Source organism: Streptomyces sp. NPDC018019, from assembly GCF_044327805.1.
Classification (GTDB): domain Bacteria; phylum Actinomycetota; class Actinomycetes; order Streptomycetales; family Streptomycetaceae; genus Streptomyces.
Map to the genome: position 1 here is coordinate 213,652 of NZ_JBIRGD010000014.1, position 26,033 is coordinate 239,684.

The 26,033-nt window shown below is 73.8% G+C and carries 22 protein-coding genes and 1 pseudogene; 9 read left to right on the forward strand and 14 right to left on the reverse strand.

Translation table 11 applies throughout. The features are described 5' to 3' along the window. The first annotated feature begins 2 nt into the window (after positions 1-2). Positions 3-1,274, forward strand: a complete 1,272-nt coding sequence (locus ACH4FX_RS23705) for a 4-hydroxybenzoate 3-monooxygenase (protein ID WP_398481990.1) — start codon at positions 3-5, stop codon at positions 1,272-1,274. Positions 1,275-1,289: 15 nt separating this feature from the next. Further along, positions 1,290-1,844, forward strand: coding sequence for a hemerythrin domain-containing protein (locus ACH4FX_RS23710; protein WP_398481992.1), 555 nt, complete (start codon positions 1,290-1,292; stop codon positions 1,842-1,844). 388 nt (positions 1,845-2,232) lie between these two features. On the opposite strand, the gene ACH4FX_RS23715 is transcribed toward ACH4FX_RS23710, so the two are convergent. From ACH4FX_RS23715 to ACH4FX_RS23745, 7 genes are all read right to left on the reverse strand, one after another. Further along, positions 2,233-2,958, reverse strand: a complete 726-nt coding sequence (locus ACH4FX_RS23715) for a DNA polymerase ligase N-terminal domain-containing protein (RefSeq protein WP_398481993.1) — start codon at positions 2,956-2,958, stop codon at positions 2,233-2,235. Between the two features lie 15 nt (positions 2,959-2,973). Further along, the gene (locus tag ACH4FX_RS23720) at positions 2,974-3,306 is read right to left on the reverse strand and encodes a hypothetical protein (protein ID WP_003983312.1); all 333 of its coding nucleotides are present in this window, start codon (positions 3,304-3,306) and stop codon (positions 2,974-2,976) included. A 170-nt stretch (positions 3,307-3,476) separates the two neighbouring features. Next, positions 3,477-4,109, reverse strand: coding sequence for a diguanylate cyclase (locus tag ACH4FX_RS23725; protein WP_398481995.1), 633 nt, complete (start codon positions 4,107-4,109; stop codon positions 3,477-3,479). Between the two features lie 81 nt (positions 4,110-4,190). Continuing rightward, positions 4,191-5,999 (reverse strand): thiamine pyrophosphate-requiring protein, encoded by a 1,809-nt coding sequence (locus tag ACH4FX_RS23730; protein WP_398481997.1) that lies wholly within the window; start codon positions 5,997-5,999, stop codon positions 4,191-4,193. 121 nt (positions 6,000-6,120) lie between these two features. After that, positions 6,121-6,798 carry an HAD family hydrolase gene (locus ACH4FX_RS23735; RefSeq protein ID WP_398481999.1) on the reverse strand — a complete coding sequence of 226 codons (678 nt, stop codon included), beginning with the start codon at positions 6,796-6,798 and terminating at the stop codon, positions 6,121-6,123. After that, positions 6,795-7,817 (reverse strand): SDR family NAD(P)-dependent oxidoreductase, encoded by a 1,023-nt coding sequence (locus ACH4FX_RS23740; protein WP_398482001.1) that lies wholly within the window; start codon positions 7,815-7,817, stop codon positions 6,795-6,797. The genes ACH4FX_RS23735 and ACH4FX_RS23740 overlap by 4 nt, the downstream gene beginning before the upstream one ends. Before the next feature lie 55 nt (positions 7,818-7,872). Continuing rightward, the gene (locus tag ACH4FX_RS23745) at positions 7,873-9,063 is read right to left on the reverse strand and encodes a zinc-dependent alcohol dehydrogenase (protein ID WP_398482003.1); all 1,191 of its coding nucleotides are present in this window, start codon (positions 9,061-9,063) and stop codon (positions 7,873-7,875) included. A gap of 295 nt (positions 9,064-9,358) precedes the next feature. On the opposite strand from ACH4FX_RS23745, the gene ACH4FX_RS23750 reads away from it, so the two are divergent. After that, positions 9,359-10,315: an LLM class F420-dependent oxidoreductase gene (locus ACH4FX_RS23750; RefSeq protein WP_398482004.1), complete on the forward strand. Its 957-nt coding sequence runs from the start codon at positions 9,359-9,361 to the stop codon at positions 10,313-10,315. A gap of 73 nt (positions 10,316-10,388) precedes the next feature. Here ACH4FX_RS23750 and ACH4FX_RS23755 read toward each other — a convergent pair whose 3' ends face one another. Beyond that, positions 10,389-10,805 (reverse strand): STAS domain-containing protein, encoded by a 417-nt coding sequence (locus tag ACH4FX_RS23755; protein ID WP_398482006.1) that lies wholly within the window; start codon positions 10,803-10,805, stop codon positions 10,389-10,391. Positions 10,806-11,194: 389 nt separating this feature from the next. Here ACH4FX_RS23755 and rsgA point away from each other — a divergent pair, with 389 nt between their 5' ends. Both rsgA and ACH4FX_RS23765 read left to right on the forward strand, forming a co-directional pair. Next, positions 11,195-12,319 carry a ribosome small subunit-dependent GTPase A gene (gene rsgA / locus ACH4FX_RS23760; protein ID WP_398482008.1) on the forward strand — a complete coding sequence of 375 codons (1,125 nt, stop codon included), beginning with the start codon at positions 11,195-11,197 and terminating at the stop codon, positions 12,317-12,319. A gap of 134 nt (positions 12,320-12,453) precedes the next feature. Then, on the forward strand, positions 12,454-14,028 hold the full coding sequence (locus ACH4FX_RS23765) for an AlkA N-terminal domain-containing protein (protein ID WP_398482010.1): 1,575 nt from the start codon (positions 12,454-12,456) through the stop codon (positions 14,026-14,028). On the opposite strand, the pseudogene ACH4FX_RS23770 reads toward ACH4FX_RS23765, so the two are convergent. Beyond that, positions 13,914-14,387, reverse strand: a pseudogene (locus tag ACH4FX_RS23770) (DUF456 domain-containing protein); the annotation flags it as partial. The gene ACH4FX_RS23765 and the pseudogene ACH4FX_RS23770 overlap by 115 nt on opposite strands. Positions 14,388-14,505: 118 nt before the next feature. Here ACH4FX_RS23770 and ACH4FX_RS23775 point away from each other — a divergent pair. From ACH4FX_RS23775 to ACH4FX_RS23785, 3 genes are all read left to right on the forward strand, one after another. Further along, positions 14,506-15,984, forward strand: a complete 1,479-nt coding sequence (locus tag ACH4FX_RS23775) for a protein phosphatase 2C domain-containing protein (protein ID WP_398482012.1) — start codon at positions 14,506-14,508, stop codon at positions 15,982-15,984. A 125-nt stretch (positions 15,985-16,109) separates the two neighbouring features. Beyond that, on the forward strand, positions 16,110-17,852 hold the full coding sequence (locus ACH4FX_RS23780) for a pyruvate dehydrogenase (RefSeq protein WP_398482014.1): 1,743 nt from the start codon (positions 16,110-16,112) through the stop codon (positions 17,850-17,852). Between the two features lie 263 nt (positions 17,853-18,115). After that, positions 18,116-18,484 carry an ATP-binding protein gene (locus ACH4FX_RS23785; protein WP_398482082.1) on the forward strand — a complete coding sequence of 123 codons (369 nt, stop codon included), beginning with the start codon at positions 18,116-18,118 and terminating at the stop codon, positions 18,482-18,484. Positions 18,485-18,520: 36 nt separating this feature from the next. On the opposite strand, the gene ACH4FX_RS23790 is transcribed toward ACH4FX_RS23785, so the two are convergent. Beyond that, on the reverse strand, positions 18,521-19,648 hold the full coding sequence (locus ACH4FX_RS23790; RefSeq protein WP_398482015.1) for a DUF2637 domain-containing protein: 1,128 nt from the start codon (positions 19,646-19,648) through the stop codon (positions 18,521-18,523). 197 nt (positions 19,649-19,845) lie between these two features. Continuing rightward, positions 19,846-20,685, reverse strand: a complete 840-nt coding sequence (locus ACH4FX_RS23795; protein ID WP_398482017.1) for a (2Fe-2S)-binding protein — start codon at positions 20,683-20,685, stop codon at positions 19,846-19,848. Positions 20,686-20,815: 130 nt separating this feature from the next. On the opposite strand from ACH4FX_RS23795, the gene ACH4FX_RS23800 reads away from it, so the two are divergent. Next, positions 20,816-21,739, forward strand: a complete 924-nt coding sequence (locus ACH4FX_RS23800) for an FCD domain-containing protein (protein ID WP_398482019.1) — start codon at positions 20,816-20,818, stop codon at positions 21,737-21,739. Positions 21,740-21,793: 54 nt separating this feature from the next. Here ACH4FX_RS23800 and ACH4FX_RS23805 read toward each other — a convergent pair whose 3' ends face one another. The 3 genes from ACH4FX_RS23805 to ACH4FX_RS23815 all read right to left on the reverse strand — a co-directional run bounded on the left by ACH4FX_RS23805 (position 21,794) and on the right by ACH4FX_RS23815 (position 25,788). Then, positions 21,794-22,669: a hypothetical protein gene (locus tag ACH4FX_RS23805; RefSeq protein WP_398482021.1), complete on the reverse strand. Its 876-nt coding sequence runs from the start codon at positions 22,667-22,669 to the stop codon at positions 21,794-21,796. A 186-nt stretch (positions 22,670-22,855) separates the two neighbouring features. Then, positions 22,856-23,698, reverse strand: coding sequence for a hypothetical protein (locus ACH4FX_RS23810; RefSeq protein ID WP_398482084.1), 843 nt, complete (start codon positions 23,696-23,698; stop codon positions 22,856-22,858). A gap of 416 nt (positions 23,699-24,114) precedes the next feature. Next, a complete protein-coding gene (locus ACH4FX_RS23815) occupies positions 24,115-25,788 on the reverse strand; it encodes a PucR family transcriptional regulator (protein ID WP_398482023.1) in 1,674 nt (557 codons plus the stop codon). Positions 25,789-26,033: the final 245 nt, after the last annotated feature.

A 26,033-nucleotide genomic window follows, 5' to 3' on the forward strand; every position in this document is an offset into this window, starting at 1 on the left:
CGATGCGCCCCACTTCCGCCGCGTCCCCGGCCCCCGCCACCACCACGGTCGGCATCGTCGGCGGCGGCCCGGCCGGGCTGCTGCTGGCCCGGCTGCTGCACCGCTCCGGCATCGACAGCGTCGTCCTGGAGAGCCGCGACCGCGCCTACGTCGAACAGCGCCAGCGCGCCGGCATCCTGGAACAGGGCACCGCCGACACGCTGCGCGCCTGCGGCGCGGGGGAGCGCCTGGACCGGGAAGGCATCGTCCACCACGGCATCCGGCTGCGCTTCGACCGGCGCTCGCACCGCGTCGACTTCCCGTCCCTGACCGGCGGCCGCAGCGTGCTGGTCTACGCGCAGACCGAGGTGGTCAAGGACCTCATCGCCCTCCAGCTCGCGGACGGCCCGCCGCTGGTGTTCGGGGCGCGGGCCCGCGCGGTCGAGGGCGCGGACACCGATCGGCCCGTCATCCGCTACGCCCACCAGGGCAGGGAACACACCCTCACCTGCGACTACGTCGTCGGCTGCGACGGCTTCCACGGCATCGTCCGGGACGCGGTGCCGTCCGGCGCCCGCCGCACGTACGAGCGCGGCTACCCGTACTCCTGGCTCGGCGTCCTCGCCGACGTCCCGCCGTCCTGCGACGAGCTGGTCTACGCCCACTCGGAGCGCGGCTTCGCCCTGTTCAGCATGCGCTCGCCCACCGTCAGCCGGCTCTACCTCCAGGTCCCCAACGGCACCGACCCCGCCGACTGGCCGGCCGGGCGGATCTGGGACGAACTCGATGCCCGCTCGGCCACCGACGAGCCGTGGAAGCTCGCCCGCGGCCCGATCACCGCCACATCGGTCCTGCCGATGCGCAGCGTGGTCACCGAACCGATGCGGTACGGGCGGGTGCTGCTCGCCGGGGACGCGGCGCACATCGTCCCGCCGACCGGCGCCAAGGGACTCAACCTCGCCGCTTCCGACGTCACCCGGCTGGCGCACGCCTTCGCCCACCTGAAGGCCACCGGCTCCACGGAGCTGCTGGACGGCTGGTCCGACGCCTGTCTGCGCCGCGTCTGGCGCGCCGAGCAGTTCTCGTACTTCATGACGACGGCGCTGCACACCGAACCCGGCCAGAGCGCCTTCGACACCCGGCTGCAGATCGCGCAGCTGGACCGCATCGCGGCCTCCCGGCATGCGGCGGCCGAACTGGCCGAGAACTACACGGGACTGCCGTACGCCCGGTTCGGCCGCGTGGCGACGGGTACCCGCCGCGGCTCCGGAACACAGTCGGCACCACCGCCGTGACGGAGGTACACGGACATGAGTGAACAGCCGGACGTCGTCGAACTGCTCAAACAGCAGCACCGGCAGATCCGCGAACTCCTCGCCGAAGTGGACGACTCCAAGGGCGCGGACCGGGCGGACGCCTTCCACCGCCTGGTCCGCCTGCTCGCCGTCCACGAGACGGCCGAGGAGGAGGTCGTCCACCCGTACGCCCGCCGGCACATCGACGGCGGTGACGAGGTGGTCGGGGCGCGGATCGACGAGGAGGAGCACGCCAAGCGGGTGCTGAGCGAACTGGAGTCCCTGGATCCCGAAGCTCCGGAGTTCCACGACCGGTTCGGCGCGCTGCGGCACGACGTGCTCGCCCACGCGGACGCCGAGGAACGGCTGGAGTTCGCGCGGCTGCGGGACACCGCGGACCAGCGCGGCCTGGAAACGCTGGCCCGCGCCGTCAAGGCCGCCGAGGCCCTGGCGCCCACCCGGCCGCACCCCGGCACGGACACCGCCGCCAAGAACCTCGCGGCCGGACCGGTGGCCGCGGTGATCGACCGCACCCGGGACGCCGTACGGAAGGCGATGGGGACGTCCTGACCGGCCCCTGACCCGCCGGGGACACCGGCCGCCGGGCAGGGCGGCCGAACCGACGGCGGCCGGGGCGCCTGCCCCGGCCGCTGCCCGCCGCCAGGACGTTCCCGCACCACGTCCGGCGGCTTCTTGTTGTCGCGTTCTTGTCGTCGCGCGGCCCCAGGAACCGCGGACGGCGCAGTCTGCCGTCCCGGGCCACTCGTGAAACCGGTCTGCGCCACCAGCCCGGGCCGGCCTTGCCCGCGTAACCCAGCCGGCCCGCTTGGCGATCAGGCCCTCCCAGCCGCGGGCGCATGCCTGGTCGAGTTCTTCCCGTCCGCCCTGGTTGCGGTGCTCCGCCCTGGATGCGGTGCGGTGTCAGCCGCATCGGCCGGCAGCCCGTCGGGCGGCGAACTCACCCGCGTCCCCGGCCCCTGCTCCCGCCCCGCTCGCCCGTGCTCTTCTTCGCGCTCTTTCGCGTCTGCTTTTCCTGCTTTTCCTGGTTTTCCGGCCGGTCTTCCGCGCCGGTCTCCGCCGCCACGTCCTCGGCCACCTGCTTGAGCGTGTGCCCGCTCAGCACCGAGCGCGCCCGCCGCGGGTCGGGCGTGCCCTGGCCATCCGCGTGCGCGTCGTCGGTCTTCACCAGCAGCCACGATTCCCGCTCGTCGCTGTCCGGGCCGCCGCGGAACCGGGTGAGGGCATAACCGCCGTGCAGTTTCCTGCCCTCCATCCAGAACGTCACATGGCCCTTTTCCAGCGCTTCGGCGAACGGTACCGGTCGGCCTTTCCGGTCGTGCGCGGTCGGCCGGTAATGGCCCTGGTCCCATACGATCACCGTGCCGCCCCCGTACTCACCCGCCGGAATGACACCTTCGAAATCCCGGTAGTCCAGCGGGTGGTCCTCGGTCGGCATCGCCAGCCGTTTGTCCTTCGGGTCCGTGGACGGGCCCTTCGGTACGGACCACGATTTGAGCACCCCGTCGACCTCCAGCCGGAAATCGAAATGCATACGGCTCGCGTCGTGGATCTGCACCACGAACCGCGGCTTTCCGGAGGAGTCGGGGGAGTCACCGCCCCGCGGCTCCGACGTCCGGTCGAAATGCCGTTTCGACAGATAGGTCCGCAGCGGCTCCTTGCTCATCCCGGTCCGCCGGGGTCAGCGGCCGAGCGCCTTGGCCAGCTGGTCCTTGTTCATGTTCGACCGGCCTTCCACGCCGCGCTTCTTGGCCTCGTTGTACAGCTGGTCGCGCGTGGGGCCCTTGGAGCCGGTGCGGTTGCCGGAGCGCTGACCGCCGCGCTCGGGCGCCGACTTGCGGTCCTGGGTCGACGATTTGCTGGCCGTCTTCGACTCGCCGGAGCGGGCGCGCTCCTTGTTCACGGTACGGGCCGCGATCTCCTTCGCCCGGCCCTTGGACGTACCGCGCTTCTCGGCGCCTTCCTTGATGTGCTCGTACTGGCGCTCACGCTTGGCGTTCGATCCTGCGGGCATGGTGTTTCTCCTCTGTCTCGCACACGCCCCGGACACGTACCGGCGTACCTGTCCCGGACCTGCCGTGTACCGTTTCTCGGACTACGGTTACCCGTGAATTCCGGCTCATAACGATCGGCCTCCGCGAGCGCCCCGACGGCCGAACGCGCGGCGCCGGACCGCCCCGTTCCTCACGCGCCGGTCTTCCGGGCGCGCAGGCACCGGATGAATTCCTCCCCGTACGGCAGGGCGACGCACGCGCCCACCCCGGCCGCGATACCGGCCAGGTATTTCCCGGGCAGCGGACGCTCCTTCGGCAGCAGCTTCCAGGCGTCCGGCCGCCGGCCGCCGCGCGCGAGATCCCGTACGGACTCCCAGTGCAGGCAGGCGGTGAAGGCGACGGCCGCCAGCGGCAGCACCTCCAGGAAGCTGTGGATGTGCTGTTCCACCGGGCGCACCTCGCGGTCCTCGGTGGCCACCGACACGTCCCAGATCGCGGTGGCGCTGTGCGCGGCGGCGGCCCCGCCCATCAGCGACAGCACCAGCGGGTTGATCCGCGCGACCAGGCCGGCCAGCACCGGCACCCCGGCCTCCGCCATCATCACCGCGTGGATCGCGGACTCCTTCACGCCGGTGGTCTTCTCGATGTCCGTACGCCGGTGCATCACCCAGTCGGCGACGGCCGGTACGAACCACATGGGCAGGACGCCGTACAACAGGACGCGCTGCGCCGCGTTCTCCACGTCGTCCGCGCCGGGGGCGGGCCGCAGCGCCCGCCCCCGCCGCCAGTGCCGCCAGTCCTTCAGTGCCGTCAACCTCGCCACGGGGTCCTCCTGGAAATCGGTCGGTCGGTGTCGGCCATGGGCCGGATCCCGGCGTCCGCCACCGGGCCCGGCCCCGCCGGTTCAGTCCTGGCTCTCCCCGCGGCCCTTGCCGCCCGGCAGGAACTCCTGGAGCTTCGCCTTGACCCCCTGCTTGAGCACCCCGGCCGTCTCCGGGTCGCCCTTGAGGATCGCCGTCGCCGCCGCCTCGATCTGGTCCAGCGTGGCGTGCGGCGGGATGGGCGGCACGTTGGGGTCGGTACGGAAGTCGATGACGAACGGCCGGTCCGCGGCGAGCGCCTGCCGCCACGCGCTCTCCACCTCCTCGGGCCGCTCGACCCGGACCCCGCCGAGCCCGATGGAGCGCGCGAAGTCGGCGTACGGCACGTCCGGGATGCGCTGCGACTCCTCGAACTGCGGCGCCCCCGACATGGCCCGCATCTCCCAGGTGACCTGGTTGAGGTCCTCGTTGTTCAGCACCCCGACGATCATCCGCGGGTCGCTCCACTCCCGCCAGTACTTGGCCGCGGTGACCAGCTCGGCCATGCCGTTCATCTGCATGGCCCCGTCACCGACGATGGCCAGCGCCGGCCGCTCCGGGTGCGCGAACTTCGCGCCGATCACGTACGGCACGCCCGGTCCCATGGTGGCCAGCGTCCCGGACAGCGACCCGCGCATCCCGCCGCGCATCCGCAGGTGGCGCGCGTACCAGTTGGCCGCCGAGCCGGAGTCCGCGGCCAGGATCACGTTGTCGGGCAGGTGCGCGTCCAGCGCGTGCACCACGTACTCCGGGTTGATCGGGTCGGCCTCGACGGCGGCGCGCCGCTCCATGACCTGCCACCAGCGCTTGACGTTCGACTCGATCTGCTCCCGCCACTTGCGCGCCTTCTTGTGCTGGAGCAGCGGCAGCAGCCGCTCCAGCGTCTTGGACGCGTCACCGACGAGGTTGACCTCGAAGGGGTAACGCAGCCCGACCATGAACGGATCGATGTCGATCTGCACGGCACGGGCCTGCCCGTACTCGGGCAGGAACTGCGAGTACGGGAAGCTGGAACCGATCACCAGCAGCGTGTCGCACTCCTGCATCAGCTCGTAACTGGGCCGGGTGCCCAGCAGACCGGTCGCGCCGGTCACGTACGGCAGCTCGTCGGAGAGCACGTCCTTGCCGAGCAGCGCCTTGGCCACCCCGGCGCCGAGCAGTTCGGCGGCCTCCTCGACCCGCTCACGGGCCCCGCGGGCGCCCTGGCCCACCAGGATGGCCACCTTCTCGCCCGCGTTCAGCACCTCGGCGGCGCGCCGCAGGTCCTCGTCGGCCGGTACCGGCGCGTACCGCGACACGCCCAGGCTGGACGGCACCATCTTGAACTCGTGGGTGGGCGCGCTGTACTCCAGCTCCTGTACGTCACCGGGGACGATGACGGCCGTGACGGTGCGCTTGGCGTAGGCGGTGCGGATCGCGCGGTCGAGGACGTTCGGCAGCTGCTCCGGGACCGTCACCATCTCGCAGAACTCCGCGGCGACGTCCTTGTACAGGCTCATCAGGTCGACTTCCTGCTGGTAGGAGCCGCCCATGGCGCTGCGCGCGGTCTGCCCCACGATGGCCACCACCGGTACATGATCCAGCTTCGCGTCGTAGAGCCCGTTCAGCAGGTGGATGGCGCCCGGCCCGGAGGTCGCCGCGCACACGCCCACCTTGCCGGAGAACTTGGCGTACCCGACGGCCTCGAACGCGGCCATCTCCTCGTGCCGGGCCTGGACGAACTTCGGCCGGTTGCCGGCCCGTCCCCAGGCGGCCAGCAGGCCGTTGATGCCGTCCCCCGCGTACGAGAAGACGTGGTCGACGTCCCATTCGCGCAGGCGCTGGAGGATGTGGTCGGAGACTTTGGTGGACATGCGGTTCTTTCCTCTCACAATCGCGACGGCGGGTGCCGGCCCGGCCTTCCGTGTGCCCGTCCCGGCCGGGACGAATGCACGGCCGTCCGGACGGTTCTCCCGAAAATCCGGTTACCGGCGGTCACCGCTCGCCGGGTGCCGCGAGGAGGCTGCTGTCCAGGCGCTCGGCCAGGTCGGCCGGGCCGCCGTACACCTCGTACGCGCCCGCCTCCCGCAGGTCGTGCTCCGGGTAGCCGCCGCTGAGCACCGCCAGACACGGCACCCCCGCCCGGTGACTGGCCCGCACGTCCCAGACCGTGTCGCCGATGAAGACGGCCGAGTCGGCGCCGACGCCGCCGTGCTCCAGCGCGCTCTGCACGAGATCCGGCGCGGGCTTGCTCGCCGACACGTCGTCGGAGCCGGTGACCGCGGTGATCGCGTCCTCCGCGTCCAGCGCGCGGCGCATCGCCTCCAGCTCGGGGCCGTGCGCCGAGCTCGCCAGCACCACCGTCCAGCCGCGCTTCGCGCACTCCCGCAGCAGCTCGGCCGCGCCGTCGAGCGGGGCCAGCCGCTCCCAGTACTGGGCGAAGAGCGTGCCGTGCGCCGTCCGGATCGACTCGTCCTCGTCGCGGTCCCGGTCCCCGCTGAGCAGATGGTCCAGCAGCTGGTCGGACCCCATGCCGATGGCCCGGTGGATCTCCGCCATCGGCACCCGGTGACCGGCCTGGCGGAACGCCTCCCACCAGGTCACGGCGTGCAGATAGGTGCTGTCGACCAGGGTTCCGTCGACGTCGAAGAGTGCCGCTCCGCGTGGGCTCACCCGTGTTTCCTTCCGCGAGGGCCGGCCGTGTCGCCGGGCCGGCCGTACTGGTTGAAGCGCCCGGCGGCCCGGTCGTTGAGGGCGCCGAGCACCTTGCGCAGCCGCGCGGCCGGCGGTGTCCGGCCGCCGCTCTGCACCGCGGCGCCCTCGGTGACGCCCGGCTCGCCGACGGCGTCCTGCGGCAGCACCCGCGCCAGGGCCGACGACAGGCGGGTGGTGGTCACCGGGGCCAGGCCGTGCGCCTTGGCGGCCAGCCGGGCGGCCGGGGTCAGCACGACGCGGGGGCGCCGGCGCTGCACCCCGGAGACGATGCGTTCGGCGGCGCGTTCCGCGCTCATCGACAGGACGGGCGTGCCCGCCAGCGCCGAGAACCAGGCGAACTCCCGCGCGGCGTCCCCGCCGAACTGCGCGTGCAGGTGGGAGCCCGTCCGCATCAGCCCCGGATGCACCGCCGTCACCGACACCCCGTAGCCGCTCTCCTCCGCGTGCAGCCCCTCGGCCAGCGCGGCGACGGCGAACTTGGCGCAGGAGTACGGCAGCAGGTGCGGCACGGCCAGCAGGCCGCCGACCGACCCGATCAGCGCCAGCCGCCCGCCGGCCGGACTGCGCCGCAGGTGGGGGAGGGCCGCCAGGGACGTGTGGAGCGCGCCGTCGAAGATCGACGCCATGGCGTCGCGGTACGCCTGGTGCCCCAGCGAGGCGGACGGCCCCACCTGGATGACCCCGGCGTTGCCGATGACGATGTCCAGCCCGCCCTCGCGCGCCGCCACCTCCTCGACGGCGCGCTCGACCGCCGCGCGGTCGCGTACGTCGCACACCGCCGTGGTGACCGGCGGGCCGCCGGGGCGGCGCAGCGACCGGGCGGCCTCGGCCAGCTCCGCTTCGTCACGGGCGAGGATGGTCACGCGGCAGCCGCGCGCCACCAGTTGACGGGCCAGCAACAGGCCCAGTCCGCGCGACCCGCCCGTCACCAGGGCCGACAGCCCCGCGATCGGCGGTGCGGAAGCGAAATGCGGCATGCCCGGTCCCTTCACCTCGGCCTGAATGTCCTGCGGTGTGCGCCGCGCCGCCCCGTCACGGCGTGAACAGCACCTTGATCGCGCCGTCGGCCTTCTTCTGGAACATCTCGTACGCCTCGGGCGCCTTGTCCAGCGGCAGCCGGTGCGTGGCGAAGTCGTCCACGCCCAGCGGGTCGTCGTCGGTCAGCAGCGGGATGATGTCGTCCGCCCAGCGCCGTACGTTGGCCTGGCCCATCCGGAACGTGAGCTGCTTGTCGAACATCACCAGCATCGGCATCGGGTCCGTCATCCCGCCGTACACCCCGCTGATGGAGATCGTGCCGCCGCGGCGCGCCAGGGAGATGGCCAGGTGGAGGGCGCTCAGCCGGTCCACGCCCGCCTTGCTCATCAGCTTCTCGGCCCAGCGCGACGGCATCAGCCCGGCGGCCTGCTGGGCCAGGCGCCCGGCGGGGCTGCCGTGTGCCTCGGTGCCCACCGCGTCGATGACGGCGTCCGGGCCGCGGCCGTCGGTCACGTCCCTGACGGCGTCGAGCAGCCCGTCCTCGTCGTCGAAGGCGTCCAGGTCGAAGACGGTCGCCCCGTCCCGGCGGGCCCGCGCCAGCCGCTCGGGGACGTGATCGATGCCGATCACCTGCTCGGCGCCCAGGTGCCGGGCGACCCGGCAGGACATCGCGCCGATCGGCCCGAGGCCCAGGACGGCGACGCTGCTGCCCTTGGTCACGTCGGCGTACCGCACGGCCTGCCAGGCGGTCGGCAGCACGTCCGACAGATAGACGAAACGGTCGTCGGCGGGCCCGTGCGGCACCTTGATCGGGCCGTACTGCGCCTGCGGTACGCGCAGGTACTCGGCCTGCGCGCCGGGCACCGAGCCGTACAGCTTGGTGTACCCGAACAGCGCGGCGCCGGAGCCGTGCTCGCGGACCTGCGTGGTCTCGCACTGGGTCTGGAGACCGGCACCGCACATCCGGCAGCTGCCGCAGGCGATCTGGAACGGGACCACCACCCGGTCGCCGGGGCTGAGATCCGGTACCTCCGGGCCGGTCTCCTCGACGATGCCCATCGGCTCGTGCCCCAGGATGTCGCCGGGCGTCATGAACGGGGTCAGGACCTCGTACAGGTGCAGATCGGAGCCGCACAGACCGCTCGACGTGACCTTGATGACCGCGTCGGTCGGCTGCTCGATCCGCGGATCGGGGACCTGCTCCACGCGGACGTCCCGCTTGCCGTGCCAGACGGTGGCTCGCATGGCGGATCTCCTTGTCCTGGCGGCCGGCCCACCGGACGTCCCGGTCGAGGAGCACCGACCGTCGGTGGCCCAAAAGCCGCTTTTGAGTCTAAAGCGGTGTTCTCTGCCGTGGCAGCTCCAGTACCCGCAGCGCCCGGACCGAATCGTCTCCGTACGGCGGCGGCACGGGTTCCGCCGCGCCCGGAGCGGGTTTTCCGGGCCGGGAAAACGGTTACCCGGCGCATCACCCAAGGGGGCGATCCACACACCTGTCCACCCGGCCCCGCGCGGGCCGTCGAGAGCGCACGGAGCCCCGATGACCGAGTACGGATACTTCCTCGCCTGTGAGGAGCACTCCCCCCAGGACCTGGTCGAACAGGCCCGGATGGCGGAGCAGGCCGGCTTCACCCGGCTGTGGATCTCCGACCACTTCCACCCGTGGAACGACGCGCAGGGCCAGAGCCCCTTCGTGTGGTCGGTGATCGGCGCACTGTCCCAGGTCACCTCGCTGCCGGTGGAGACCGCGGTGACCTGCCCCGTCATGCGGCTGCACCCGGTGATCACCGCGCAGGCGGCGGCCACCAGCGCGGTACTCCTCGACGGCCGCTTCCGGCTCGGTGTGGGCAGCGGCGAAGCGCTGAACGAGCACATCCTCGGGGACCACTGGCCCCAGGCGTCGGTACGCCTGGAGATGCTGGAGGAAGCCGTCCAGGTGATGCGCCAGCTCTTCGAGGGTGGCGAGGTCAGCCACCACGGCAAGCACTACACCGTGGAGAACGCCCGCCTCTACACCGTCCCCGCGGAACCCGTACCCATCGACGTCTCCGCGTTCGGCCCCAACGCCACCGAACTCGCCGCCCGCGTCGGCGACGGCTTCGTGACCATGGCACCCGACGCGGACGCCGTCGAACGCTTCCGCCGGGGCGGCGGCGGCAACAAGCCCGTCCAGGGCGGCCTGAAGGTCTGCTGGGGCCCCGACCGGGACGAGTGCGTACGCACCGCGCACCGCCTGTGGCCCAGCGAACAGCTCCCCGGCGAGCTGGCGCAGATCCTCCCCACCCCGCGCCACTTCGAGCAGGCGGCCCAGCTGGTCACGCCGGAACACGTGGCGGAGGGCTTCCCCTGCGGCGACGACGTCGACACGCACGTGTCCGCACTGCGCGCCTTCGCGGACGCGGGCTTCGACACCGTCTACGTCGGCCAGATCGGCCCGGAACAGCGGGGCTTCTTCGACTTCTACCGCACCAAGGTGCTGCCGCAGCTGACGGAGTGACAGGCGGGATGTACGGCGGGGCGGCCCGGGCTGACGACGCCTCAGCGACCGCCCGGTGAGCCCCGCAGGGCCGTCAGGAAGTGCCGTCCCACTGCGGCTCCGGGGCCACCTGCACACCGGCCGGCGCGGCACGGCCGAAGAACTTCTCCGTACGCGGCGTACCGGGCCACGTGCGGGCCAACTCCAGCACCCGGCGCGGCTGACGGCGCAGGTTGAGGGCCCGGACCGGAATCCGCCGCCGCTGACCGTAGGCGTCCAGCCGCCGCAGGAAGTGCAGCCCGGCCGCGTCCATGAAGGTGACCCCGGTCATTTCGAGCACCACGCTCCGGAGGCCGGGCGGTAACGCCGCGACGGCCTCGTCCAGAACCGGTACGGTGCCGTAATCGATCTCGCCCCGCACGGTCAGAACGGCCGAGGAACCGAACAGCCGGGTGCGGACCCCCAGGGCATCCGGACCGGCCTGGGAAGACCGGTCTGTCTGTAGGGACATGCCCCCATCGTGTCAGGAGCCAAACGGGTCTGTCCACGGCCCTTTGAGCCTGTCGAGGCTGCCCGGGGGGCGGCCGTACGACGGTCACGAGACGCCGGGAGGTCGGCTGCGCGGCGCGCGAGCCGGTGCCGGGACCCGCGGACGGAAACACGTTGGCACCGGGTTCCGCGGCCGGGCTAAGGTGAGCGGGTTCCACGCGGTGGCCGACGGCCGCCGCGTCCGGCCGTGGAAGAACCCGGAGGTGTGACCCGATGGCTGTCGTTGCGCTGGGCGCCGCCCGCATGCAGAAGACCATCAGTTCCGCTTCCGTGGTCTCCGACTGACTCTCTCTCACTTTCCACCACGCGCAGGGCGCGTGGGGCCGGGGCCACCCTTGTGAAGGGTTTCCCTTGCAATCGTCTTCCTCCTCCGCTTCGCCGCGCCCGCTGACCTCCTACGGCTGGGACGACGGCTTCGCGGAAAGTTTCGCCCCCTACGCCGGGCAGGGGTCCGTGCCCGGCCGTGTCGTCCGCGTGGACCGCGGGCGTGTGGACGCCGTGGTGTCCGACGGGGACGGGGTCCGGACCGTGCTGGCGGACACCGCGCTGGTGGCCACCGGTGATCCGATGCGGGTGCCGTGCACCGGCGACTGGGCCGTGCTCGACCTCGGTGAGGTCGGTGCGGGCCGGGACGCCGCGGTCCGGGCGCTGCTGCCGCGGCGTACCGCGCTGGTGCGCTCGACCTCTTCCAAGCGCTCCGAGGGGCAGGTGCTGGCGGCGAACGTGGACCACGCGGTGGTCGCGGTCTCGCTCGCCGTGGAGCTGGACCTCGGGCGCATCGAGCGCTTCGTCTCCCTGGCCTGGGAGAGCGGGGCGCAGCCGCTGCTCGTGCTGACCAAGGCCGACCTGGTCGGCGACCCGGACGGGGTGGCGCACCTGGCCGCGGACGCGGCGACCGCCGCGCCCGGGGTGCAGGTGCTGGCGGTCAGTTCGGCCGCCGGTGACGGGCTGGACGTACTCGCCGCGGTGCTGGCCGGCGGCACGTCCGTGCTGCTCGGACAGTCCGGCGCGGGCAAGTCGACGCTCGCCAACGCGCTGCTGGGCGAGGACGTACAGGACGTACGGGCCGCCCGCGACCGGGACGGCAAGGGCCGTCACACCACGACCACCCGGGACCTGCTGGTGCTGCCCGGCGGCGGGGTGCTCATCGACACCCCCGGGCTGCGCGGCGTCGGCATGTGGGACGCCGACGCCGGACTGGCGCGGACCTTCTCGGACGTCGAGGAGCTGGCCGAGCGGTGCCGTTTCCACGACTGCGCGCACCGGACGGAGCCGGGGTGCGCGGTGCTGTCGGCCATCGAGAGCGGCGTGCTGCCGCAGCGGCGGCTGGAGAGCTACCGCAAGCTGCTGCGTGAGAACGAACGCATCGTGGCCAAGACGGACGCCCGGCTGCGGGCGGAGCTCCGCAGGGACTGGAAGCAGAAGCAGGCCCTGGGACGGCACATGATGGAGCGGAAGCGGGGCGCCCGGGGGTGAGGGGCGGGGCAACGCTCCCCAGGCGCCGGCCCCGCCCCGCGTAGCCGGTGCGGGCGTGGCCTGCCGCCCGCACCAGCGCGATGTCCGATTTCCGCCAGGAAACCTCCCGGCCGTCGCGCACACTGGATCGTGTGATGGACGACGAGACCAGGTACGAGGCGGTGTCCAGCCGGGACGCGCGGTTCGACGGTGAGTTCTTCTTCGCCGTCGTGACGACCGGAATCTACTGTCGTCCGAGCTGCCCGGCGGTCACCCCCAAGCGCGCGAACGTGCGGTTCTACGCGTCCGCCGCAGCCGCGCAGGGAGCCGGGTTCCGGGCCTGCCGCCGGTGCCGCCCGGACGCGGTGCCCGGCTCGGCGGAGTGGAACGTCCGGGCGGACCTGGTCGGCCGCGCCATGCGCTTCATCGACGACGGTGTGGTCGACCGGGAGGGCGTCGGCGGCCTCGCGCGGCGGCTGGGATACAGCGCGCGGCAGGTGCAGCGGCAGCTCACCGCCGAGCTGGGCGCCGGGCCCGTGGCCCTGGCGCGGGCCCGGCGCGCGCACACCGCGCGGCTGCTCCTCCAGACCACCGGCCTGCCGGTCACCGACCTGGCCTTCGCCGCCGGTTTCGCCAGCATCCGGCAGTTCAACGACACGATGCGGGAGATCTACGCCAGTACGCCGAGCGAGCTGCGCGCGGCGGCGGGCACCCGCAAGGGCACGGGCCCGTCCGGCGGCGCACGGCACGGTGCGCCCGCCGGTGTACCGCTGCGGCTCGCCTATCGGGGCCCGTACGCCGCCGCCGAGATCTTCGACTTCTTCCAGGAGCGCGCGGTGCCCGGCGTGGAGGAGGTCCGCGGCGGCCGGGGCGCCCGTACGTACCGCCGTACGCTGCGGCTGGCCCACGGCAGCGGCATCGCCGAGGTCGACGAGCACACCGGCTCCAGGCAGCCGCGCCGGCCGCGCGCCGGACTGGTCTGCCCGGCCGCCCGGGGCGCGGACGGCGGCTGGCTGGAGTGCCGGCTGCACCTGACCGACCTGCGGGACCTGTCCACCGCCGTACAGCGGATGCGCCGCCTGTTCGACCTGGACGCCGACCCGTTCGCCGTCGCCGAGCGCCTGGGCACGGACCCGCTGCTCGCCCCGCTGGTCGCGGCCCGCCCCGGGCTGCGGTCGCCGGGCGCCGCCGATCCGGAGGAACTGGCCGTACGGACCGTCCTCGGCGGGCCGCCGGAGCGCGCCGCCGAGCTGGTGCGGGCGCACGGGAAGCCGCTGGACGCGGCGGACGGCACGCTCACCCACCTCTTCCCCGAGCCCGCAGCGCTGACCGGCGCCGAGGTGCCGGGCCCGGTGCGCGCACTGTGCGAGGCGCTCGCCGACGGCACTGTCGGGCTGGACGCGGGCGCGGACCGGGACGCCGCCGAACGGGCATTGCGCGCCCTGCCCGGGGTGGGCCCGGCGGCAGCCGCGTACATCAGGATGCGGGCGCTGGGCGACCCGGACGTGGGGCCGGTGGAGGGCGTGGCGTCGCCGGACGCCTGGCGGCCCTGGCGCTCGTACGCCCTGCACCACCTCTGGCAGGCCGCGGGCGCCACCCGGGAGGATCAGCTCGCGATGACCGTGCCGGCCCAGGCCCCGACCGCCAGCAGGCAGGCGAACAGTTCGGCCAGCACGGTGAGCCCGACGGCCCGCATGGCGGTGCGGGTGGCGGCCCACGCGTCGCCGTGACTGCCCAGGCGTGCCCGTTCCATCAGATAGAGCGCGCCGACCGAGCACAGCACGGCCCCCGCCACGGGGACGACGAAGAAGCCGACGATGCCCGCGACGCCGCTCAGGTACAGCGTCTGGTACGGGGTGCCGGCGGCCCGCGGGTCACGGGGCGGGAGCAGCCAGCCGAGGGCCTGGTTGAGCAGCAGGACGGCGCTCGCGCCGATCAGGACGTACCAGGCCGGGGTGGTCTGTTCGGTCATCGCCCACCACAGCACGCCCGCCCATACGATCGGCGGCCCCGGCACCCCCGGGACCAGCACACCGAACAGTCCGAGCAGCAGGACGAGGCCGACCGCGAGCAACTGCCATCCGCCCATGGCCCCAGCGTGCCGGAACCGGGGCCGGCGCGCCCCTTGGCGGGTACCGGCCGGGCGGCGCGGCGGCGCCCTTCCGCGCCCTGTCTCCGGACCGCCCGGCCGGTGCACAATGCGGCCCATGGACCGACAGGGGGACCGGCGCCACCGCGAGGACGACTGGTGGCGGGAGCTGTACGAGGACGACGGAGCGACCGCCCGGGACACCGGCCCCGCGACGGCCCGGGACTCGCTCGACGACCGGGTGGAATCCGCCTTCCGTACGGTGGGCGGGGCGGCGCCCGCATCCGTGCCGGCCGGGGAGGAGGCGGCGGAGGGGGCCGGTGCTGATGCTGCTGAAGCCGGTGCCGACGCCGCCGTCGGTGCGGCAAGCGGCCCGGACCGAGGGCCCGGTCCCGACCCCGAGCCGATGGTCCTCCCCGCCGCCGACCCGGCCGCGCTGGACGACCTGGTACCGGACACCGAACTGGACGGCGCGGAGTACGGACCGCTCACCCTGCGCGCCGCCTCGCTGCGCGGCGAGGCCGCCCGCCACCGCGGTGAGCTGCGCGGCGACGCCCTGCTCACCGCCCGCTTCGGCGCCGGACAGCACGCCCTGATCCTGGTCGCCGTGGCCACCGCGGCCCCCGGAGGCGGCACCGCGTACGCGTACGGAGACGCCCACCGCGCCGCCCGCGACGCCTGCCACTGGATCGGCGGGGCCGTCGGCCGCAGCTACCCCCGGCTGGCCGAGGACGTCCGTACGGGCAACCGTGGCGCCCTCAGGTCGGGCTTGCAGCGCCTGACCGACCGCAGCTACGGCAAGCTCCGCGCGTACGCGGACGACCACGGGATGGAGCCCGGGCAGTACACGGCCGCGCTGCGCTGCCTGCTGCTGCCCGCCGACCCGGCCTGCCGCACCCGGGTGTTTTTCGGTGCGGGTGCGGGCGGGTTCTTCCGGCTGCACAACGGCGTCTGGCAGGACCTGGAACCACCGCCGCCCCGGGAGGACACGCCCGACGGCCAGGCCGCCGGGTCCGGTACCGGGCCGCCGGACGATGCCCCCATGCCGGCTCCCGCGGGCGAGGCGAGCGCGCAGGAACCGCCTACGACCACGCCGCCGTGGCCGGTCCCCGGCGACCCCGCCGTCCCGGGCCGGCCTGTCCTGGACGAACCCGGCCTGGGGGAGCCCGTTCCGGACGAGCCCGGCCCGGACCTGTCGCGCCCGGCCGACGTCCGGCCGGACCTCCGACTGCCTCCGGACATCCGCCGCGGCCTTGCACCGCCCACGGTTGGCGTCCCCGGTCTGCCCCACGCGCCGTCCGGGCAGCCCTGGCAGCCGCCGTACGATCCCGCCCCGCTGGACCGGCCGGAGCCGTTCCGCTTCCGGGCCGTGGTCGCCCGGCCCGGCGACACCCTGCTGCTGTGCAGTGCCGGGTTCGCGGGCCCGCTGACAGAGGCGGCCGGCTTCGCCGGCCGTCTGGCCGCCCGCTGGTCGGCCGCCGGGCCGCCGGGGCTCGCGGCGTTCCTGGCCGACGTCCGGCTGGGTGCGGAGGGGTACGGGCAGGACCGTACGGCCGTGGCGGTGTGGGAGGGGCGGGAGGCGCTGCGACCGGAATGACGCGGCAGGCGTAGTCCGGCCGGACAGCGGCCCGGGGGAGTGGTAGAACCGGAAGGAATGCCACAAAACGGGCCGTTGCCGGGCGGTGCCCGCGCACGGCCCCGCACCGGAGGAGCGACAGCGACATGGCGAAGCAGACCGTGGCCGGGCAGTTCGTCGACATCCTGGTGCGGGCCGGGGTACGGCGGCTCTACGGGGTCGTCGGCGACAGCCTCAACCCCGTCGTGGACGCGGTCCGCCGTACCGCCGCGATCGACTGGATCCAGGTCCGCCACGAAGAGGTCGCCGCGTTCGCGGCGGGCGCCGAGGCCCAGATCGCCGGCCGGCTGGCGGCCTGCGCGGGCTCCTGCGGCCCCGGCAACCTGCACCTGATCAACGGCCTCTTCGACGCCCACCGCTCGATGGCCCCGGTGCTCGCGCTCGCCTCGCACATCCCCTCCAGCGAGATCGGCACCGGCTTCTTCCAGGAGACCCACCCGGACCGGCTCTTCGCCGAGTGCAGCCACTACAGCGAGATGATCTCCAGCCGCGACCAGATGCCGCGGGTGCTGCAGACCGCCGTGCAGAACGCCATCGGGCTCAGCGGCGTCGCGGTGGTCTCGCTGCCCGGCGACATCGCCGACCAGGAGGCGCCCGAGCGTTCCATCGAGCATGCGCTGGTCACCTCGCGCCCCTCCGTGCGCCCCGGGGACGCGGAGATCGACCAGCTGGTCCGGATGATCGAGGAGGCCGGCAAGGTCACGCTGTTCTGCGGCAGCGGCACCGCGGGGGCGCACGCCGAGGTGATGGAGTTCGCCGACCGCCTCAAGGCCCCGGTGGGCCACGCGCTGCGCGGCAAGGAGTGGATCCAGTACGACAATCCGTACGACGTCGGGATGAGCGGCCTGCTCGGGTACGGCGCGGCCTACGAGGCCACGCACGAGTGCGACCTGCTGATCCTGCTGGGCACCGACTTCCCGTACAACGCCTTCCTGCCGGACAACGTCAAGATCGTCCAGGTCGATGTCCGCCCCGAACGGCTCGGCCGCCGCTCCAAACTGGACCTCGCGGTCTGGGGCGACGTACGCGAGACGCTGCGCTGCCTGAACCCGCGCATCACGCCCAGGAAGAACCGCAAGTTCCTCGACCGGATGCTGAAGAAGCACGCCGACGCCCTGGAAGGCGTCGTCAAGGCCTACACCCGCAAGGTCGAGAAGCACACGCCGATCCACCCCGAGTTCGTCGCGTCCGTCCTGGACGAGGAGGCGGCGGCGGACGCGATCTTCACCGTTGACACCGGGATGTGCAATGTCTGGGCGGCGCGCTACATCAGCCCCAACGGCCGCCGCCGGGTGATCGGTTCCTTCACCCACGGATCGATGGCCAACGCACTGCCGCAGGCGATCGGCGCCCAGTTCACCGACCGCCGCCGCCAGGTCGTCTCGATGTCCGGCGACGGCGGCTTCTCCATGCTGATGGGCGACTTCCTCACCCTCGTCCAGTACGACCTGCCGGTGAAGGTGGTCCTCTTCAACAACTCCTCGCTGGGCATGGTGGAGCTGGAGATGATGGTCGCCGGGCTGCCGTCGTACGGGACCACCAACCACAACCCGGACTTCGCCGCCATCGCGCGGGCGGCCGGGGCGCACGGCGTACGGGTGGAGAAGCCCAAGGAACTGCGCGGCGCGCTGCGCGACGCCTTCAAGCACAAGGGCCCGGCCCTGGTCGACGTGGTCACCGACCCCAACGCGCTGTCCATGCCGCCGAAGATCAGCCGGGACATGGTCCAGGGCTTCGCACTCTCCGCCGGCAAGATCGTGCTGGAGGGCGGCGTCGGCCGGATGGTCCAGATGGCCCGCTCCAATCTGCGCAACATCCCGCGCCCCTGAGCGGGCGTCCCGCGCCCCTGACCGGGGGTCCCGCCCGCCGCGCCGCGGGCACATGCCCGCGGTCTGACGTGCCGCGGTCCGGCCGGCCGAAGCATGGCGCCGGGCCCGGTGGGCATGCATGACCGTGAAGCTGTTCGAGGGAGAGGGACCGGAAAGCGTACGGGGCGGGGAGGATGAAGCGTCAGTCTGTGCGACGCGAGGACAGAGCCGGACCGGTGGCCGGACGCGGCAGCGTCCGCAACGGGACCCGGTTGCCGGGGAAGATGGAACGGACACTGCGGCACGCGGACCTGACGGCGGTGGCCGGGGTCCGCGCCGAGCTGCGCCAGCTGCTGCGCCACTGGGGGGAAGCCGGGGACTGCGAGATCGCCGAACTGCTCGTCAGCGAGCTGGTCACCAACGCCCTCGTCCACACGAACGGGGGCGCCGTCGTGACCGCGACGGTCACCGACCGGCTGCGCGTGGAGGTACGGGACTTCGTCGGGCGGCGGCCCAGACTGCGTCCGCCGACGACGGACGGCACCTCGGGAAGGGGGCTGATGCTGGTGCACTCCCTCGCGGACGCGTGGGGGGTACAGACCCACGGCATGGGCAAGTGCGTCTGGTTCGAGCTGGGCGGCGGACCGGCCTGACGAAAGGCCGGGGGTGCGGGCTCGGTCCGCCGCGGGTCAGCCGAACTGCTTCTCGATCTGGGCCAGTTTCTGCTCCAGGGAGTCCAGCCGGGGCAGCGCCTGGGTGTCGTCCTCGGCGGTCAGGTCCACCGTCCGCGCGTACGGGCCCGTGGCGTCGGTGCCGGGGCCGTGCACGGCCTTCAGCGCCGGACGGGCAGCGGCCGGGGACAGCGGGTCGAATCCCGTGGACAGCGATCCGGGCGGCAGGGTTTCCGGGTCGCCGGCTATCGCAGGTTCCGCGCCGGCGGCCTGCTGCGCGGCGGCGGGGGAGCCGTGCGCGGTCGGCACGCCCGCCGTCAGCGGCACCTGCCGGCCACCGCGCCCGCGGCTCCAGTGCCGGTGCTGGCGGTTGATCGCCTTGATCCGGGCCCGGTCCAGCTTGTCCTGTTCCCGCCTGCGGTGACGGTTCTGCTCCTTCTGCCGGCGATCCTCACGGACCTCTTCGACGGCCTCGTCCAGGGTCCGTACGCCTTCCAGCAGCATCAGCGACCAGGCGCCGAACGTCTCCCGGGGGGCCCGCAGCCACCGTACGACACGGATCTGCGGCAACGGACGCGGCACCAGACCCTGTTCGCGCAGGGCGGCCCGGCGGGTCTGCTTCAGCGCGCGGTCGAAGAGGACCGCCGCCGACAGCGACATCCCGGCGAAGAACTGCGGCGCGCCGTCGTGGCCGAACCCCCGGGGCGCGTGCACCCAGTTGAACCAGGCGGCGGCGCCCGCGAACATCCAGACGAGCAGGCGCGAACCGAGCGCCGCGTCCCCGTGGCTGGCCTCGCGCACGGCGAGCACGGAGCAGAACATCGCCGCGCCGTCGAGCCCGAACGGCACCAGGTACTCCCAGCCCCCGGAGAGGTTGAGGTTGGTCACGCCGAAGCCGACCAGCCCGTGGAAGGAGAGCGCCGCCGCGACCGCGGCGCAGCAGAACAGCAGCAGGTACGAGGCGGTGCCGTACACGGCCTCCTTGCGGCGCCGGCGGTCCTCGCTGCGCTCCCAGGAGTCCTCGCCGCCGGGTGCCGCGTCCGCCGACCGCCTGCCGCGCAGGATCACGAACACGGTGGCGAGGATGCCGACGAGCAGCAGGACCCCTGGAACCAGCCAATCAAGCGATATATCGGTCATTCTCATCCTGGGACCCCTTGCTTCGGCGTACGCGGTTTCGCGCGACATCCTGGCGGAATCCGGCCGCCCCGCCGGGGGGTTTCCGGGCAAGAGAACGCCAAGGGGGTGCGGGGGGCCTACGGATAGGTGTGTTCGGTTCGAACTCCCGCAATCGCAGGCGGCGTTGGGTTCGAATCCGGCGACCCGATCGGGTGGTGTGGGGGTCAGGTAGTTGCGGTGAGGCGCTTGATGCGATCCGCGTCGCACGTACGGGGGCAGGTCACACAGGTGTCCTCGGGCCGCAGCGTGTAGAACATGCAGCAGCTCGCCCGGTCCCGGGTGGCCAGTGCCGCGCCGTCCGGGCCGGTCAGTTCGCGGAAGGCGGCGCCGCCCGGGTACGGGGCCGTGCCGCCCGGGAGCAGCCGCGCCGCCTCGGCCACCGCGCGCCGCTCCTCGCCCAGCAGGTGCCCCAGGTACCACAGGCCCTCGACGATCTCGTCCGTGGCCATGCCCCACAGGGCGCGCGGCCCGCGGCGCAGCCGGGGCCGGAAACCGTCCAGGACGGGCCCGAGGTGCTCGGCGACCGCCTCCCGCACCTCGGCGCGCAGCGCCTCCTCGTCCGGCACGACCCGCGCGCCGGGCAGCTCCGCCGCCGGGTCGCCGGGCAGGCACGCGAACGAGCGGACCCGTACGGCCATGCGGCCCTGTTCGCGGTGGTAGGCCACGTCCTGGACGGGCAGCCGCGGCACCCGGCGGTGCAGGAACCAGGGAATGGTGATCAGCAGGCAGGCGGGCCAGGCGTAGCGGTGCAGGGCGAAGGCGGCGACGACGTCGGGGCGGGCGCGCTGCCCGTAGTCCCGCCCCACCTGCGCGTCGTCCCAGGCCAGGAAGGCGTCCAGGGTCGCCGGATCGGTGGCCAGCGCGGCGGCGGTCACCCAGCCCGCGCCCTGCGGCGGCGCGGCTTCCCACTCGGTGACCCGCAGTGCGGGGAACACCTCGGTGAGCCGGGCGTATGCCCCGGCCAGAGGCTCGATGCGCGGTCGGGCGGCGAGCTGAGGGCGCATACGGGACACCACCGGTATCGCGGTCGCTGGCAGGTAAGCCTTACCTTACCCGATCTTCTGCGGTTTTGAGCCGGGTTTGAACTGGCACAGGGGGCGCCTATGGTGCTGGAGGACGTGAGGAGGAACCCGTATGGAGCAGGGCAGAGCGGAACCGGCGCCGCGGCTGCGCGCGCACGTGCCCGCACAGGGCGGCTCGCAGCCCGTGCGGGGCGAGCACACCGGTGAAGCCCCCGGCGAGCGGCCTGCCGGGCCCGCCGCGTCGCCGCACGCCGCATACGAGCACCGGACCGGACTGCCGGACCCCGCCACGGACTATGTGCCCGCACCCCTGGCCTCGCTTGCGACCGTCCCCGGCACCGCTTCCGGCAGCAGGCCGGGAGCGCCGCTGCCCGGCACACCGGCTCCCGGGCCCGCCTCCCGCAAACAGCCCCAGCGGCACTCCGTACGCGGCCAGGTGCTGGCCGCGCTGCGCGAGGCCCTGATGGCCGGCGAACTGGTCCCCGGCGAGGTCTACTCGGCCCCGGCGCTCGCCGTCCGTTACGGCGTCTCCGCCACCCCGGTACGGGAGGCCATGCAGCTGCTCGCCTGCGAGGGCGCGGTCGAGGTCGCCCCGAACCGCGGCTTCCGCGTCGCCGAGCGCACCCACCGCGACCTCGCGGAGCTGGCCGAGGTGCGCGCGATGCTGGAGATCCCGGCGCTGCTGCGGATGGCGCGGACGCTGCCGGCCGAGCGGTGGGAGGAGCTGCGCCCGCTGGCCGCCGCGGGCGTCGCGGCCGCCGCCCACGGCGACCGCTCCGGATACGCCGAGGCGGACCACGCCTTCCACCACGCCCTGCTCACCTTCACCGGCAACCGCCAGCTCGTCCTGGTCGCCGACGACCTGCACCGCCGCACCCAGGCCCCGGTGCCCGGCGGCCCCGCGGTCCGCACCGCCGAACTGCTCACCGCCGCCTCCGAGCACACGGCCCTGCTGGACGCCCTGACGGCCCGCGAGTACGACGTCGTCGAGCGGATCGCCCGCGAGCACCTGTCCCCGGGGCGGCGCGGGCTCTGAAGCGGCGCGACGGCGCCCGCCCGCCGCGCCCCAAGGGCCGCCGCCGGGCCTCCTTCAGGGCAGCAGCCGCTCCAGCGGCAGGGCCGCCACGTCCGCCGCCGGGCGGGAGAGGTACAGGTCCGCGTGGTAGAAACCGTCCGATTCCTTGCCGGTGGTGTCCAGATCCCGGTCGTGCAGCGCGCCGAAGGCCGCCCGGCGTTCGGCGAGGTCGGCGAACCGGCGCTGCCGGAAGGTGCGGGCGGGCAGGCGCTCCGTCACCAGGCCGGCCCCCGCCAGGAGTTCGGCGACCGGCGCGTACGACACGGTGCGCAGGACGAACGCGGCGATCCACGGCGGGTCGGGGGTGCAGGCGAGCAGCCGGCCGAAGGTGGTGGCGGAGATGTAGCCCACGCCGCCCGTCACGGTGATCAGATCGGTGCCGGCCAGGGCGCGCCGCAGCCGCGCGGTCGGCTCCGCGGCCTCCAGGTCCTCGGCGAATCCGGTGTCCAGCAGGCCGACGCGCTCGGCGTAGCCGACCGCGCGCCGGGCCGCGTCGATGCCGATGGTCCGTACGGCCTCCGGGCGGCGCAGCTCGTCGAAGAACGCCCGGTCCTCGTCGGCCAGCCGGCCCGCCGTCAGGTTCCCGGTCTCCCGGGCGTCCGTGTACCGGTCGTAGAGGTCGGTGAGGCTCAGCTTGTGGTTGAGCAGTGCCGCGTTGACACCGTAGGAACAGCACAGGTCCACGACCTGGAGCGGTCTGCGGCCGGGCCGGCGCCGTTGCAGGGACTCGGTCAGGGCGCGGAAGACGCCCTGGCCGTGGTGCGGGATCTGGTAGTCGAGCGGGCGCAGCGTCCGGAAGTACGTACGGGGATCGGGGCAGTCGTAGATGGCCTCGAAATCCGCCTTCCCCCAGTCCGAGCCGGCCGATGGGTGCGGTGCTCCTGCTGCCAAGGTGTGGCCTCCTGAAAGGCGCTGCCGTAGGTCGGGAGTCGAACCGCACCAGCATCCAGGGCCAAGTCACGTACGGACAGTGCGACTTGAGGCCAAATTCGGGGTGCGTGGGGCGTGCGGAGCGGAATATGCCGCTGTCGCGGGCCCCGGAACCTCCCAAGCGGCCGGGCCCTTTGTCGCCGGGATCTAGGGCGCCGCCGGCGCCTGCGGGGCGGCCGGGACCTCGCCCAGCTGCTCCGCGAGCCAGGTCGGTACGCCGCCCATGAGCCGGAAGAGCCGGGCGGCCTCGGTGCGCAGGCCCTCCGCCTCCTCCGCCGGTGCCGCGTCGGCGAGGGCGACCAGCGCCGGCGCCGTACCGACCAGGAAGCCCAGCTCCTCGCGGATGCGCAGGGACTCGGCGAAGCCGTGCCGGGCCTCCGCCAGCTCGCCGTCGCGCAGGGCCAGCCCCGCGAGGTGGCGCCAGGTGAAGGAGAGCAGCAGGGTGTCGCCGTGCGCGGTGGCGGCGGCGTGGGCGCGGCGGTAGGCGGCGCGTGCGGACTCCGGGCTGCCGGCGACGTGTTCGGCCATCAGGCCGCGCCGGTAGTCCAGCAGCGCGCGGCCGGGGGCCGTCGGGGCCAGCAGCGCCGCGGCCCGGCCGAGTGCGGAGCGGGCCTCGTCGGCGCGGTCCCGTACGCCCAGGACCGTGGCGGCATACGCCAGGTGGCCGCGCTCGCAGGCCGCGGCGCCCCGCTCGTCGTCGCCGCCCGCCACTGCCTCGGCGGCGCGCAGCGCCTCCTCGGCCGCGGCCCATCCGGTGGCGGTGAACAGGCAGCGCTCCACGAGGAGCGCGGCGCGGCGGATCGCGTACGGGGGGTGCCCGGCCGTGTGCGGTTCCAGCAGGGCCGCCGCGTCGTCCCAGCACCCCCGTGACCGCAGGCGCCACACGGCCCGGTCCAGGGCGTCCGCCCCGGCCGCCGACCTGGCCGCCGGGATTCCCGGCGCCGGTTCCACGGGCTGTGCGGTTCCCGCGGTTCCCGCGGCTCCTGACATGGCGGTGTCCGCCACATTGCCCTCCCCGAGCGCACCGTTGAGCTGGAACTGAGAAGCAGTGGGCGCATCTCAGCACGAATCCCACCGCCCGGCCAAGGGGGAAGGTGAATGATTTCACAATCGCTCCGGGGCCTCCCGGGGGCGCCGGAGTGGCCCGGAACCGGCAGGACACGGCGGCCCGGGGGGACGGGCGGGGTGCGTACGGTACGGGGCGGTGTCTTCGGGATACGCCCGAACGGGTGACGTGGCGTCAGGAGCCGCCGGTGGCCCGTAGCCTCTTGCTGACGATCAGTCAACCGAACGCGCACCGGCAGAGGTTGTAAGCCGGCCGCGCGAGGGTCGCATACACGCCATTCATACGTGGCCGGATCTGTGCCGTGCGCGCGGCCGGCCGCCTGCCCTCGGACGCGGGGCGCTCAGCTCATCCGCAGCGCCAGGAAGAAGTCCAGCTTGTCCTCCAGTCGCGCCAGGTCGCGGCCGGTCAGCTGCTCGATCCGGCCGACCCGGTAGCGGAGGGTGTTGACGTGCAGGTGGAGGCGGGTGGCACAGCGGGTCCAGGAGCCGTCGCAGTCGAGGAACGCTTCGAGGGTGGGGATCAGCTCGGCGCGGTGGCGGCGGTCGTAGTCGCGCAGCGGGTCCAGGAGCCGGGCGGTGAAGGCGCGGCGTACGTCGTCCGGGACGAAGGGCAGCAGCAGGACGTGCGAGGCCAGCTCCTCGTGACCGGCCGCGCAGACCCGGCCGGGGCGGGCGGCGGCGACCCGGCGGGCGTGCCGGGCCTCCTCCAGCGCGCCGCGCAGGCCCTCTGCCGAGTGCACGGAGGCGCTGACGCCGATGGTCAGGCGGCCGTCGTCGCCCAGGCCGCGGGTCAGCGGTTCCTGGACGGCGGCGAGCAGCGTGTCGGCCTGGAGTCCGGTGGCGGTGTGGCCGTCCCGCGCGTCGGCGTCGTCCGGTACGGCCGGCAGCGGCACCAGGGCCACCGCCTCGTCACCGGTGTGCGCGACGGCGATCCGGTCGGACGGGTCGGGCCCGAACGTACCGGGGTCGACCAGCACCTCCTCCAGCAGCGTCTGGGCGACCGGCCCGCCGGGCACGTCCCCGCCCGTCCACTCGACGCGGGCCACCACGACCTGCCAGTGCGGGGCCGTGCCCAGTCCGGGCAGCAGCACCGGGGCGGCGACCCGGAGCCGGGCCGCGATCTCGGCGGGCGCGGCGCCCGTCTGGACCAGCTCCAGCACCTCCTGGGCGAGGCGCCGGCGGACCGTGCGGGCCGCGTCGCGGCGGTCGCGTTCGACGGCGATGAGCTGGGTGACGCCGTGCAGCAGGTCGAGGCGCTCCTCGGCCCAGTCGCCGGCGTCCGCCTCGACGGCCAGCAGCCAGTCGGACAGCACCGTCTCGCGCAGGTCGCGGCCGTTGCCGCGGATGGGGAAGAGGGAGTACGTGGTGCTGCCGAGCGGGAGGCGGTAGGGACCGCGGCGGCCGGTGCGGGAGGCGGCCAGATGCTCGCCCGCCAGCCGGGCGCCGGTCTCCGCGGGCAGCTCGGGGCCGGTCCCGGCCAGGGTGGACCCGGCGATCTGCCGGCCGGTGGGGGACAGCACCCAGGCGCGCAGGTCCAGGTCGGAGCCGAGCAGGTCCAGGACGACCTCCGGGCCGCCGCCGGCCGGCCCCGAGGTCATCAGGCGGCGGTGCCGGTCCACCACGGCGGCCAGGTCGCCCGCGCGCTCGCCGGAGACCTGGCGTACGACGTACTCGGTGATCGAGGCGAACGAGACGTCCTCCACCACGGAGAACAGCGGCAGCCGGTGCCGGGCGCAGGCCACCACCAGGTCCTCGGGCACCGAGCCCAGCTCGGCCTCGCCCGCGGCCAGCCCGGCGACCCCGGCCGAGGCCAGGATGCGGACGAACCGCTCGGAGTCCTCCGGCTCCCGGCGCCAGGCCAGCCCCGTCAGCACCAGCTCGCCGCCGGACAGGTAGCGGCTGGGGTCGCGCAGGTCGGTGGTCATCACGCCGCGCACGGTACGGTCCAGTTCCTCCTCGCCGCCCAGCAGCCGCAGCCCGAGCGTGCCGGTGTCCAGGAGTGCGCGGAGCCGCATGATCTCTCGCCCGCCGTTCTTTTCTGTCTGGTGTTGCCGGTGGAATACCGCGAGGTTTCTGCGCCTCGCCTTTCGTTCGAATCTACAAGACATGCGCCGTGGCCAGCCAACCGCTTCATGGTTTCGGTGACTGCACCCGGCGGGTACGGGGCGCGTTCACTGGGCCCAGCCGCGTTAACAGGACATGAACGGCCCCCTTGAGTCGAGGGCCGTTGGTCCCCGGCGCGGGCAGCGGACGACCCGAT